Source organism: Pedobacter frigidisoli (genome assembly GCF_032678525.1).
Classification (GTDB): domain Bacteria; phylum Bacteroidota; class Bacteroidia; order Sphingobacteriales; family Sphingobacteriaceae; genus Pedobacter; species Pedobacter frigidisoli_A.
Window position 1 is genome coordinate 598,554 of sequence record NZ_JAVTSE010000002.1, and the last position, 13,253, is coordinate 611,806.

The 13,253-nt window shown below is 42.9% G+C and carries 12 protein-coding genes; 6 read left to right on the plus strand and 6 right to left on the minus strand.

What is annotated here, in order from left to right; all coding sequences use genetic code 11:
* Positions 1-15: 15 nt before the first annotated feature.
* Positions 16-225, plus strand: coding sequence for a hypothetical protein (locus R2Q80_RS07630; RefSeq protein ID WP_047799866.1), 210 nt, complete (start codon positions 16-18; stop codon positions 223-225).
* The gene (locus R2Q80_RS07635) at positions 213-749 is read left to right on the plus strand and encodes a thermonuclease family protein (protein ID WP_316799025.1); all 537 of its coding nucleotides are present in this window, start codon (positions 213-215) and stop codon (positions 747-749) included. Before R2Q80_RS07630 ends, R2Q80_RS07635 begins: the two co-directional genes overlap by 13 nt.
* 50 nt (positions 750-799) lie before the next feature.
* On the opposite strand, the gene R2Q80_RS07640 is transcribed toward R2Q80_RS07635, so the two are convergent.
* The 3 genes from R2Q80_RS07640 to R2Q80_RS07650 are packed head-to-tail and all read right to left on the minus strand — an operon-like array spanning position 800 to position 3,077.
* Positions 800-1,726 (minus strand): hypothetical protein, encoded by a 927-nt coding sequence (locus R2Q80_RS07640; RefSeq protein WP_316799026.1) that lies wholly within the window; start codon positions 1,724-1,726, stop codon positions 800-802.
* A gap of 15 nt (positions 1,727-1,741) precedes the next feature.
* Positions 1,742-2,524, minus strand: coding sequence for a HEAT repeat domain-containing protein (locus tag R2Q80_RS07645; protein ID WP_316799027.1), 783 nt, complete (start codon positions 2,522-2,524; stop codon positions 1,742-1,744).
* Positions 2,517-3,077, minus strand: coding sequence for an RNA polymerase sigma factor (locus R2Q80_RS07650; RefSeq protein ID WP_316799028.1), 561 nt, complete (start codon positions 3,075-3,077; stop codon positions 2,517-2,519). Before R2Q80_RS07650 ends, R2Q80_RS07645 begins: the two co-directional genes overlap by 8 nt.
* Before the next feature lie 443 nt (positions 3,078-3,520).
* On the opposite strand from R2Q80_RS07650, the gene R2Q80_RS07655 reads away from it, so the two are divergent.
* Entirely contained in the window at positions 3,521-4,102 is a 582-nt protein-coding gene (locus tag R2Q80_RS07655) for a GIN domain-containing protein (RefSeq protein ID WP_316799029.1), read from the plus strand.
* Positions 4,103-4,174: 72 nt separating this feature from the next.
* On the opposite strand, the gene R2Q80_RS07660 is transcribed toward R2Q80_RS07655, so the two are convergent.
* Positions 4,175-7,621, minus strand: a complete 3,447-nt coding sequence (locus tag R2Q80_RS07660) for a gliding motility-associated C-terminal domain-containing protein (RefSeq protein WP_316799030.1) — start codon at positions 7,619-7,621, stop codon at positions 4,175-4,177.
* A gap of 137 nt (positions 7,622-7,758) precedes the next feature.
* Positions 7,759-8,361, minus strand: coding sequence for an FMN-dependent NADH-azoreductase (locus R2Q80_RS07665; protein WP_316799031.1), 603 nt, complete (start codon positions 8,359-8,361; stop codon positions 7,759-7,761).
* Positions 8,362-8,471: 110 nt separating this feature from the next.
* Between R2Q80_RS07665 and R2Q80_RS07670 the strand changes: the two genes are divergently transcribed.
* Together R2Q80_RS07670 and R2Q80_RS07675 are read left to right on the plus strand one after the other, a co-directional pair.
* Complete coding sequence (locus tag R2Q80_RS07670; protein WP_316799032.1) at positions 8,472-8,864, plus strand: helix-turn-helix domain-containing protein; 393 nt, start codon at positions 8,472-8,474, stop codon at positions 8,862-8,864.
* A gap of 66 nt (positions 8,865-8,930) precedes the next feature.
* Positions 8,931-9,839: a hypothetical protein gene (locus tag R2Q80_RS07675; RefSeq protein WP_316799033.1), complete on the plus strand. Its 909-nt coding sequence runs from the start codon at positions 8,931-8,933 to the stop codon at positions 9,837-9,839.
* A gap of 307 nt (positions 9,840-10,146) precedes the next feature.
* On the opposite strand, the gene R2Q80_RS07680 is transcribed toward R2Q80_RS07675, so the two are convergent.
* Positions 10,147-12,378, minus strand: coding sequence for a S41 family peptidase (locus R2Q80_RS07680; protein WP_316799034.1), 2,232 nt, complete (start codon positions 12,376-12,378; stop codon positions 10,147-10,149).
* Between the two features lie 208 nt (positions 12,379-12,586).
* Between R2Q80_RS07680 and R2Q80_RS07685 the strand changes: the two genes are divergently transcribed.
* A complete protein-coding gene (locus tag R2Q80_RS07685; protein WP_047799851.1) occupies positions 12,587-13,249 on the plus strand; it encodes a hypothetical protein in 663 nt (220 codons plus the stop codon).
* Positions 13,250-13,253 lie beyond the last annotated feature (4 nt).

Consider the following 13,253-nt stretch of genomic DNA (forward strand, 5'->3'; position numbering starts at 1 on the left):
CTAAAATCACCCCCAATGAAAACCCTCTCCCTAATCATCCTTTTCTTTGCCACAATCGCTTGCAAAGAAACCCAAACCGTTTACCTTTGCGACAGCGAAGGCGGAAAAAAATACCACTACACCACGAGCTGTCGTGGTTTAAGCAACTGCCAGCATAAAATCATTAAAGTAACTTTAGAAAAAGCAAAGAGCCAGGGTAAAACCTTATGTGGATGGGAAAAATAGTTCTTTTGATTTTATTACTGTGGATCAAGCCATTAGCAAACCCGGCACTTCCCGATCTAAAAAACAAAACATTCAGTGCAAAAGTCATCCGGATATTGGATGGCGACACCATGGAAGTTTTATATCTGAATCAACCTGTTAAAATCCGTTTGGCAAATATCGACTGTCCTGAAAAGCGCGGTTCACAACCTTTCGGCAACAATGCCAAAATCGCCCTTTCTAACTTATGCTTCGGGCAGCAGGTAACCGTTTACGGAGAAAAATTCGATCGCTACAGAAGATTGATTGCTGTGGTGGCCAACCATAAAAAGCAGATTGTAAATCAGGAAATGATCAGACAAGGAATGGCATGGCACTTCAAAAAATATTCTACAGATCAACGTTACGCTCAACTGGAACTAACTGCCAGAAAACAACGGGCAGGCCTTTGGCATGATCAAAACCCAACGGCCCCATGGGAATGGAGGGCTGTAAAACACAAAAAGAGCAAACACCAGTTTCACACTGGCTTCACTCGATCCTGACTATTGTTAAAAAAAAAGCCCCGCATGTGCGGGGCTTTCAGTTGTTTGGTTTATTTCTCTCTTATATAAATACTATCATGGTTCGATTTCAAAATCAAAACCGTACCGCCCCCGTTAATCTTCCCCTTTATATTCTCCGATTCCTTGCGCATCGAAATGTTTATCGCACTCAGCACCCTGTTTCCGCCCTGGGTAGTTGTAAGTGTGCTGGTGCTGGCTTTTGCTCCGGTGCCCGAAACCAGTCCACTAAATAAAACACTTCCGTTGGTGGTGTATGCAACCCCTGTTGCAGGCTTATCGGTTTTTTCAACAGCTTCTTTTTCAATGGCAATATTCAGTCCTTCAGCGGCATAAATTTTACCGTAATTGGTACCTGCCTCTAAAGAAACTTTCGCCGTTTTAGGCAGTGCTACATCCACATGTCCATGTACAGAGACAATAGAAATAGGCCCCTTAATTTCACCAGCGAAAACCGCATCAACCGAACCATTCAAAGTTTTCACATTTACGGGCCCCGTATTATTTTCCAACTTCACCTCATTGAAATTAACAGAAACCTCAATTTCACTTTTCAGGTTTTTGAGTGTTAGGCTATCCTGATACATGGAGCTGTTATTTGTAAACACAACCTTTATATTTTGTGGTACCCTGATCTTGAAACGGCGGTCATCCGTTAAACTTACCGGGTTCACATTAATATCTTCGCCCTTAACCGTCACATCTAAACCCAATCCTGTATTGTCTTTAAAGCCTGAACTGTTAACAGCCTTCAGCCCCTTAGCCCTTTCATCAACCTGCTCCTTTTCCGAAGCGGGCGAGCTAAAAATAATCTCACCACCGTTATAGCCTTCTACCGTCGCACCACTTAAATTAAGATTAAGCTTTCCTGACGATTTAGCCAGTTTATATTCTTTCTGTGCAGAAACTGACAAGCCTAAAACCATCAGTGCTACCATCAATTGGAGTTGTTTTTTCATATCCTCTATTTTCTATTATTGCTTATTTTCTTTCATTAAAACCATGTAGGCCTCATCTTTTACCGCATCGAGCGTATTAGGGTCGTTCACCAGGGCATAAAGCCGGTCGTCAACCGTTGCATTGTTCATTGTTCCCAAAACCCTCACCAATTCAAGCTGCACCAGGGGGTCGTTCTGGCTGTTCAGCGATTTTATTAATAATGCTGAAACATGCGCGTCATTTTTATATTTACCCATCACATTCAGGGCCGCCAAACGAACGTTGCTATTTCCATCGCGTTCCAATGTTTTCGCTAACCGGTTGATCATATGTTCACTGATGTACCCGCTTTTATCAATTTCTAATATCAATGCTAAACGGTTACTGGCCGAGCTGCTGTCTGTCAGTTGATCAACTTTTTCAGCCATATATACGTGTTTGGAAACCTGCGCCACATTTACATTTTTGGAGGCTGTTATATTACCACTGCGGCCAGGCATAACTGCTGCAACATGCGCTTTAACCGGCTCCTTCAAATCAGAAACAACCTGCACAGGCTGTGTTTTTTTTGTCGTTGATGCCTGCGTATTCAAATGTTTCGTGGATGAAGTTCTGAAAATCAGAAAGCTCCCTGCCACAACTAACAATATAACTGCCGCAGCCAACCACTTGCCCATCTGTAAAAAGGCAGGTTTCGTTTTCTGTTGCACAGGCACCTCTTTTTGTTTCTTAAACAAATCCAGGTTAAACTGAGGGGCATCTAACTGATCAAATTCCTCCCGGTTCCGCTCTACAAAATCTTTTAATGGATCATTCATAATATGCCTTATCTTTTAATGCCAACAATATTCTCTTCTTTGCCCTGTGATATTGTGTTCTCACCGTTGCATGCGATAAACCCAGCACGCCTGCAATTTCCTCCTGACTCATCTTTTCAAAAAGGTATAAGTTCAGTATGGTTTTGTAGCCTGTTGCCAACGCATCAATACTTTTTTTCACATCCTCTACCTTACAATTAAAAAGCTCATCTTCCCCCATATCATAATCTTCCTCTGCCTGCGGGTCCATATCGCCCATATCGGCAAACTGGATTTTTCTCCTCCGCAGATGGGAGATGGCTTTATTAATTGCCATCCGCTTCACCCAGGCTTCAAAATTTAAAACCCCTTTCAACCGTTCCGGATCACTAAAGGCATTGAAAAACGTTTCCTGCAAAATATCTTCAGCCTCTGCCGTATGCACAATCAGACGACTGATCGAATTATAAATCCTGCGGGCATATTTTTGATACAGGCCTGTATAGCCTGCATCCTTTCCCTGCATGCACATGGAAATCAATTCCTGATCGGTGATATCGCGTGGTATCGGCAAAATTTGAGTCGTTAACAATCTGCTATCAATATGTTTCTATAGGGAAGTCGCAACCAGCTGATTAATGTTGCATGCTGATGTGAAATTAATAATAAAAAAAACGCAAAACACCATGGGCGTCTTATTATAGCTCAAATCGTAAGTCGCCAATAAGCTCCTTCCGTACTCCGTTTCGCCATTAAATATTGATTAACAATTTGTTAAGCCTTATTACAGGATTTTAAAAGTCTCCATTAGCATCCTGATCCCAAATTGGAAATAATCCTCGTTTAGTGCGTGTATCCCCACATTCTATAAGTTAACATTAGTATAGATAAAATGCCCGTTCGTCGAGAATCCTGGGCGGTAAGTATAAAGCAGGAAAATTGCGTGCAACGTTTTTCATGTAGCGGCGTCTCATGAGTATAAAAACAAAAAATTTAAACCCTTAAAATCTAAAGCATATGAAAACTTTCATCAACACCATCATCAGTTCAAGTTTAGCAATTGTATTAACTGCTACAACAGCATTCGCCGGCACTACTCCATCACCAATCCGAGGCGAAAACGCAAAATTCAATTCCATCTCTGTTCAGGGAAATGTAGAAGTTACCGTAAAACAAGGCAGCCGCAGTAGCATTGCTTACAGTGAAGACAATACCGGAAGTGTAAAAGTAACGGAGTGCGGCGGAAAACTATGTATCAGCACTAAAGGAAATGAGCAGGCAAAAGTTACCGTATATGTAAAAGACCTTTTCCGCATCCAGGCAGCCGATCACGCCATCGTTAAAACTGAAGGTAAAATCGAAACCAAATTTCTGCAGTTGTTCCTATCAGATTACGCACAAGCTACCATCAACTCTACTACCGACGGATTGTACACCGTATTAAAAGACCACGCTAACCTATCGTTGAGCGGCGCTACAAAAGATCATGCATTGGTAATGGGCCACACACCAAGTTTATCAATGAACCAGTTTGCAGCTTTAAAAACCAGCACCCAAAGCCTTGCCGAATACAGCGCTACCTATGCATTAAGTAAATAAAGTACACCTCTTATTGGACAGCGAAAAGCGATGGGCAGCAACTCATTGCTTTTTTTTGTTTATTAGCCCCACTTACCTCATCAAAGTCAAACTACCCGAAATGTTTTTGCAGTTTGCTGCAAGGTGAATGGTATAATAATACACTCCAACCGGTAGAATTTTGCCTTTGGTTTCTCCGTTAAACGGGCTTTTATAACCGGTACTGTTAAATACCACATTACCCAGGCGATTAAAAACCTTTATTACTGCCTGAGGATACTGTTCAATATTTTTGATTATCCAGGTATCATTCTCCCCATCGCCATTAGGGGTGAATGAGGAAGGGACATCAACCGGTTTTTCAGCAAACGTAACAGGCACAGCAGTACGTTTGCTTTCGCAGTTTCCGATCGCCAGGCTCACGAAATACGATTTTGATTTTACCATGTCCAGGGTAAATATTCCGGTGTTGTTCTCCATCAATGCCGGCCCGCCAGTGTCAAACTGGTAAAGTTTATAGTTTCCTGCAATAGGGTTCAACACTTTTATGGTTCCCTCCCCCTCGCCACACAACTTTACCTGTGCCAGCTCCGGTGCCGCAATTTCCTGGCCGATATTGTCGATAACAAATACATTTTCCACCACGTTACAGTTGCTATTGCTGTTGTCCATTACCCGTAGTTTGTATGATCCGTATGGCACATTTTCCAGCAGCGCTTGTCTGCTCACCACTTCTTCGTGGTCATTCAGCCACTCAAATTGATAAGGTGCCACCCCGCCATTAACAACAATGTCACTAACCGACCCGAGCCCCATACCACACTGGTCGGCCTGATTTTTTACCTGAGTTAAATCCATTCTGAGGGGTTCAATCCGCAAAACGGTATAGTCTTTATAATGTTGCTCACATTCTTTTTCATCTGTTAAAAACAAACTGTATACACCTTCCTTTAATCCCGTTACACTGTTCGTACTCCCAATGTTTGTGCCTGTTGCATCCGTCCAGCGCAGCTTTGTTGTGGGGTCGATACCCGAAGTTTGAACTGTAATTATCCCCGAATCTTCACCGCATGCGGCGTCAGTGATCTTATAACTCAATTCGGGAAAAACTTTTGCGCTTTGCCTGATGATGTTGTACTCCAGCGTGCGGTTACAATAAGTATTTGAAATGGTGAGTTTGTATTTTCCTGGCGGAAGGTTTTCAATATCTGGTTGGTTGCCAACAGTTGTTCCGGCATCATTTGTCCACCTGTAGCTTAAGGGCTCAGATGAGCTCACCTTCAGGTTTTTGATCCAGCCATCATTAACCGTACAACCCGCATTTTTCAGATTGTATGCTGAATCATCAACGGTTATGCCATTTTTCTCATCAATGGTGAAAAAATAAAAAAGCGATCCGCATGAGCCCTGATCTTTCACTTCTACTGTATATTTTCCTGCAGGTACACCACGTAAATCAGCTTCATTACCCATTATTTCCTGATTATTATTTCTCCACGTAAAAGATAGTACCCCTTTCCCGGTAGCTGCCAATCCGGTTACGCTCCCATTCTTCCGATCACAATCAGCATTTTCAGTCAGCACTTTTGCGATGTCTGCAACGGGAGCCCCCTCAGCAGGGATATTAAAAGGGCCAAACATTACCGTGCAATCGTAGGTGGTAACCACCTTCAGCCTGTAGTTTCCACCTTTAACATTTTGTAACGTAAGTGCAGTCCCTTTAACCTCACCGGCATCATTCAACCAATTAACTGATTTCGTTGTTGCGGTTTCAAGATTCGACAGATAGACGTTACTAATCCCGCCATTCTCCATGCTACAGGTGGCAGGCTGGATTTTCATCGCCGTGGTGTACAGCGCTGGCGTCACGTCTTTTAATTCCCATGTAGAGGTTTGCGTTTTACAGGCCGTACCCAGGTAGGCCGTAAACGAATAGGTTCCTGGCGCCAGGCCTTTCAAATCTGCATTGGTACCGATCAGTTTGTTTTCAGCGTTACGCCACTCTACCGCAGTAGCTCCCGTTACCACAATTCCGGTAATTGAACCATTTGCCTGGCCACAGGTAGGTTGTTTTACTGTATAGTTGCCCATCTGCAGGCTCATACCTAAAAACTCCGATGTACGGTTGTTCAATGTGGCAGAAGCGGTAAAGCCTATATCAGGTGTAATGGTCATTGTCCAGTTTCCCTGTGCATCAGCAAAAGTGCTTCCCTGGTATTTCTTGGCATCGCACTGGTAACATTCCCCATCCGAAAACACTTCAATCTCCGCATTTGGCGTAGCTGTTCCCGTTAGGGTACCGTTATTATACCCGTTAATTTTAATCACCGGTATTTCTACTTTCGATTTTTCTGATTTATAGGTGATGGGCATCGCAGAAATACAATAGATAGCATTGCGCTGTATCAATATGTCGCCGCAATTGGTGGCCCATATACCTGGCGTTCCCGACCCAAAGCTTACCCGGTTGGCCATCACATTTGCTTCACCAGGATTCTTGCCCCCAATAACGATGTTCGAACAATTCTCCAGGCCTATTGTACTGTAAACATAAGACTTACTGCCATCACTTTGTACGCCCATTCTGTTTCCCTGTATCTTTCCCGAATTATAAATGTTTTTAAAGTCGAAAGCGCCACTGCCAATAAAAGTATTGTTAATCAGTTCTACATTCTTCACGTCCTGAATAATGCCACGGTTGCTGATTCCGGAACTCAAGCCTTCCACGCCAAAACTATTATTTTTGATGATACATTTCTCACCTGTTGCTTCCACTGCTTGTGTATTAAGGTTAACCCCGGATACTACAACACCATAATAACGATAGCCCCAAAGGTTTCCTTCAGCCTTCGTGTCGCCCCCAATCATCACCTCATCACACAACCTGAAATCCAGTGTTCCGCCGAAGGCAGTGCCTACTACTGTTTTTTTATCTGCTGCAATTCCAAACCAGTTGGCCGAAACTTTAATTTTTTTGCATTTGAACAGGGTGATATCATAATCGCAGGCCAGGAAAATATTACCCTTCCCTGGTACGCCAAAAGTAAGGTCGGCACCCTGGTTGATGTAAATGGCACTGGCACCACGCCCTCCCGCAGCAAAATTTGAAAAACTTAATCCATAAATCTCGAGGTGGTTAATGCCCGCCCCCTTTAGTGCAGTCCGTTCCGTATAATCGGTATAAGGGATAGTGGTTTCGAGGGTGACTTTAGCATCCGAGAGGCCCAGCACAGCACCTGGTAAAGTGGTTCCATCGATCACAAGGTTAGAGGAAAGTATTAAAGGTGATTTCAAACTGATCAGCCTGGCAGTGGCTGTAAAATGAATATAGTCGGTTTCAGCAGTACCGTTTGCCGTAGCTTTTTCGAGCGCCTCACGTAAAGAACCTGGCCCCGAATCCAGTTGGCTGCTCACCGTAAATACCTCGGCATGGGCTATACCCAAGATTGACAAAAAGGATAAAAGAAGCAATAATCGATACATGGTGAGTGCGTAGTTTGGTAGGAGGCAAATGTAGAGAATTCCAACATCTTTTCTCATATGCATTGCTTAAGTAAACAGTTGCAATAGTGAGCTTTCCTGCGTAATGATTTCCACATTTGCCCTCATCCCATTTCAGCTATTTTGCAGATAGGTATTTATTTTCCTGCTGCGAAAATTCGCCTCTCGATCAGGCGCTAGTCTATCACAATACTTTCAATCCCCTTCGCCAGCGCGGTATCTTTCACTCCAGCAACCTTAACACCCTCGGCCCTGAAAACAGTTACATCTGTCATCCCCAAAAGTCCGAATACCGATTTCAGGTAAGGAGCTACAAAGTCAGCGCCTTTTGCAGGCCCATCAGCATACACTCCTCCCGACGACATCGCTACATACACCTTTTTATCTTTTACCAACCCAATCGGTCCGTTTTCCCCATAGCCAAAAGTAATCCCTGCACGAGTGATGTGATCAAGCCAGGCTTTCAAAGTAGATGGTACCGTTAAATTATAGAGTGGCGCACCAACCACCACAATATCGACAGCCAGCAACTGGGCAACGGCTTCATCCGAATAGCGTAAGAGTGCTCTCGATTCCTCCGTGTGTTTATCAGCAGGCGTAAACATCGATTGCAGTAAGGATGAATTTAAATGTGGAATGTTTACGTTGTTCAAATCCACTTCCTCAACCACACTGCCCGGATATTTATCTAAGATCTTTTTCAGGATTGCCCTGCTCAATTGTAGGCTATAAGACTGGTTTCCCTGTATACTGGAAATTAAATGAAGAATACGTTTCATAATTTTAATTGGATTTTTGTACCCGCAAAAGTAATTTACTCAACTATAAAAAGGTTAGTACTTACCTAAAGGAAAGCGCTTACATTCAGGTAAGTGCGTATCTTTGAAGAATGATTTCGACTGCAGAAAATATTCTTCCGGATAAAAATGAATGTTCCAATTCGCTCACGAATGTTATGGACGCCCTTTATGTATTAAATGGCAAATGGAAGCTTCCATTAATCTTAAGCCTGGTTCAATCTTCAAAAAGATTTAATGAGATCCAGCACGAATTACGAGGCATATCTCCAAAGGTGCTTGCAAACGAATTGAAAGATCTGGAGTTAAATGATTTCATCAGGAGACAAGTTTACCCTACCAGGCCGGTAAGCATTATTTACGAAGCAACCGAGTACAGTAAAACGCTAAAAGAGGTGATGCGGACGCTGAGTGAGTGGGGGTGGCAGCACCGGGAGAAAATAAAAGATAGTATGCGACAGGAAAAGGTGGAGGTTTTTGGTTGATTTCAAATCATCCCTGTATAACCCTATATTTGCCAGCGATAAAAACCAATAACAAACGCTCCGGTAATGAAACTTCTGCTTTCAAAATTAATTCTCCTCCTCCTGCCTGTAATCACTTTTGCGCAGGCCGATACCGCTAAAATTTCCATTTTCCCCCGTTGGCAAGTCAATGAAGTACATCATTGCAGCATTGCCTATCATACCACTGATGTAGAGGCGGGTGTAGCCAAAAAATATCTGAGCAATTTCAATGTTGCCATTACCGTTCTCGAAAAATATCCAACCGGCTACCTTCTTGATTGGCGGTTTACCGAAATCAATCTGGCCCCTGGAGAACCTGTATTCGAAAACTTGCTGACGGCTCCGCTTAAAGGACAGCCATTGCTGATCAGGGTGAATGAATTTGGCAGATTTATTGAAATTAAAAATTCAGCTGAAATCCGCGGAATAGCAGTTAAAAAGGCTGCAGAACTGGCAGAGAAAAGCCGAAGCTCCGAAACGAGAGCTGTTTTTCAACGGTTGAAGATCGGATTGGAAACCCCACTTGGTGTAGAAACCATCATTGCCAAACCAGTTAAATTTTTCCTCTTGATAAATGGATTTGATTACACACCTGGCAAAGTTGTTCAAAATGATATCAAAATGCCCAACCCAGTTAGTCCGGTGCTCATTGAAGCAGTAGAGAAGGTGTGGCTCTCCAGCGTTAAAGATTCCCTTTGCACAGTAGAAAGTACTAAAAAGGTCGACGGCAAAATATTAACCGCGATCATTCGCGATTTCCTCATCAAAAGTAACCCCGCTAAAGGCGAGGCCATTATGAAACAACTTGGAGGGAAGCAAATGGAATTCAGCGAATCCACTAAACACCTTTTTAATTTAAATAACGGAAGCCTCCTACAAGGCACTATAATCCGAACATCCAATCTGGGCATTAACAACCGGAAAATTGTCATGCAACTTAAGGTAACCGATTAATTCAATAATTGACAAACTAATTTAGCAATAACATTCGCGCTCCACGAAAATCCGCTTACTCGGTCTGCTCATTCAATAAATAAGGGAGTTGGAGTAAAAAAGGAATGTCATTTCAGGATTTTTTAAGGATATACTAAAGATTGCTTTCCCTGAGGTCTCGGGCTATGGCAAAAGGAGTTTGAGAATCGCTCTTGAATTTTACAATATTAAAAAGCTGCATTTGCTTGCGGTCAAAGCCTATCAGGCCTGGCTTAAAGTACCGAATAAAGCTGCGTTGATTGAGAAGGCATCTGCCGCATATTAAGTATTATTTCCCTTCAATGATATCAATCCCCTTTTCCAGCACTTCATCAATCCTGCTAGCAATTCCTTTAATAGAGGGTTCAATCCAATAATCAATTTTCACCCCCCGCTGTTGTGTATCTGTACCATCAGGATAGTAAACACCAATACCCGATATCCAGGTGGAGAAACCTCCGGGCAACATAATTTTAGAAATGTTGCCATCGGCACCGGCAGTTGTACTTCCAACTACCCTGGTACGGCTTGCGGTTTGGAACGCCATAGTTACAAACTCTGCATTACTTTGTGTGGTTTCGTTTACTAAAACCACCACCTTGCCTTTGTAATGTCCGGTTGCCGGCTTAGCACCGCCATAAGGAAGAGTAAAGGTAAACTGACCGGGTTGCTGCACTGAGCCCTCACTAAACCGAAAACGGGGCACCGAAGTATCCCGGATATAGGTACCAATGGTTGCAATCAGGTCATCAATGGGATACCCACGCATATCGATAATCATGCCCTTCGTATCAGAAAATAATTTCTTCATGCTATCCATATCTGTTTTGGTAAATTTATTCCCCTGTATGTATCCCACACCTGGTCTGATTAACCTAAAGGCTTTATCATCTGGTTTGGCATCAAATACAGAGTATTTAACAACCGAATTTTCAAGCCCCGTAACTGTCTTTCTCACTATTGCTCCATTCACCAAAATCCCCAGTACCATTTTCATCGTATCCGATCGCAAAAGATAAGTTGCAGGCATATCGCGCATGGTGGCGGCGAAGTTCGATGCCGGAATGTAAGGCGTATAGGCTTTAATCATATCCGGTACCGGTTTGCCGTTTATTTCTTCAATCACATCACCTACATTGATCTGTTTCTTTCGCTCTTCCTCTCCGCTCAAATATCCCGTTACCACCAGCTTGTTTTCCACGTACTTTGCCCTTACAGGAGCGCTGTATTTACCCAGGCTGTTTTGATATACAGCCGAACTCAGAAAACCATGTCCGTCTTTAATACTGCAAACCAGCCTGGCCAGTACATCGGCGTATTCGTTCTGGTTGGCCGCTTTTAAAATCTCGGGTATATAACGTTCCAGCACACTATCCCATACAACCGCAGTAAGTTTTCTGTTGGGCGAAAAATACTGTATCATAGCCCAATAACGGTATAGCGCCAGCAATCGGATCCCTGCATCAGGGTAGGCCTTCAGCGCATACAACTTTTCATTCTCAAATACCGGATTACCTACACCAGGCACCATACTGATATAATGACTTTGCTTTGTTCGCTGAGCAACAAAAATATTCGATAGTTGGTCGCGTAAAGTTTTACTCAGGCTATTGTCAGTTAATATGCCCGCATCATCAGGCAACAGGTGAACCCTGCTTTTTTTAACAGCCTTTGGCCGGGTTAATAATGATTGATCTGTTTTGCCCAAACTATCGATCCAGCGCAACATAAAATCCGAAAATGCTGCATCATCCGCTAAGCGCACAATTTGTGGCAAATGTTTAAAAAGTGCCGCATCCCAGTCGTACTGCCCACTTGTTACCGCCGGATGGTGATACTTTAAAAAAGACCAGATTTTGCCGGTAAGTGTTAAATATTTCAATACATGAGGGTTAACAATAATGGTATCCACCCGTGATGAATTTTCATAAAGTGTATCCGGAACGTTATCAGCGGCTATTGGCTGTACACTTTCAATCGGCTTTTCATCCAAATAAAGCTTTAGCTTATCAACCCATATTTTGCCCTTACCAAAAAGCATTGCCCCAAAGTTGATGCTCTTTGCATTCACCTGATCGTACGGTACCTGTATCAGGTATTCCTTCCAATCGTTGGTACCCTTTAAGCCCTGGCTTTCCATCATATCATAGGCCAGTTCTGTTGCTGTTCCATCCACCCTGATCCATAATCCTGCCCAGCCTTCAGTTACATTTTCTGTTTTAATACTGCCCACCAGCGAGAGTACTTTGCCATTAAAATTTTTCTTGCTGCTGAAAATAATCGCATTTCCCACTACAGGTCTGTTTGCCGCAGCAATCGAAACCGAGTATTTCCCATCAGCTTTAATTACACTGTCGAGTACTATATCATAGGTATTGCGCTTGCTGTAAGTCAGGTCCCATCCCTCTGGTATGCCAAGATGGTTGAGCGTTTCGAAACTTCCATTGATGTTGATCTGTGCAAATGAGTTATGGGCGATACATACTACCAGCCATACCAGGGCAGCGTTAATGATTTTCATAACAGCAAGTTAAGGTAATTTAAGGTGCTCCCCAATGCCAGGCCATCAGGTTTAACTTATTTTAACGCTTCTGAGCAGGTGAAATGTTTAATTGTCAATTGTGAACTGAAAACCGTTAACTGGCCATTTATCATTTCGAAGGTTCAGTAAATTACTAATCCGGTTTTAATAATTCTCGAAAAAATGTATTTTAGCGCACCAAACAAAAATGAAAAAGTCGCTCTTATTATTTTTCATGGCTTTGCTATGCACTGCCCTGAAAGCCCAGTATCCTTATTATGAGGATGACAGGCTGCGTATTGGTGTCCAGATTGGCGCCGACTACGACTCTCCGCTAGGAGAGCTAAAGTACATTTACAAACCAGCAATTTCCCCAAACATTAGTGTATTGCTATCTCAAAACGACAGGTTTTCGGCTAACATCACTGTCGGGCACCACGTTTATCAGCCACGTGCCGAAGCATTTTACTATCTGCTTGATGATGGAGAGAACTATGGCATTGACACGTTTACCCAGTATAAGGTAACTTCTATTTACCTGGGGTTTCTATACCATATTCGGTTTACAGATGTTATCAAAGGTCTTGCTGGTTTAAATTTCGGGATCTATAAAACCGATTACGAAACCACTTCTACCGACCCTTACCAATCGTCGTTTACCGGAATCGCTGATAGAAACGTATATATTGCCCCTAAGCTGGGTGTTTCTTTTGCAATTACAGAATCTATCGCCCTTAATGTATTGGCAAAATACAATCTTTATTCTCCTACCGGAAACAATGATAATTTCACTCCGGCAATATTTCACAAAGATTTAGGTAAAGTTTTTACCGCCTGGTCTGTAGGGACAGGAATATCTTATCAATTCTAAGCTC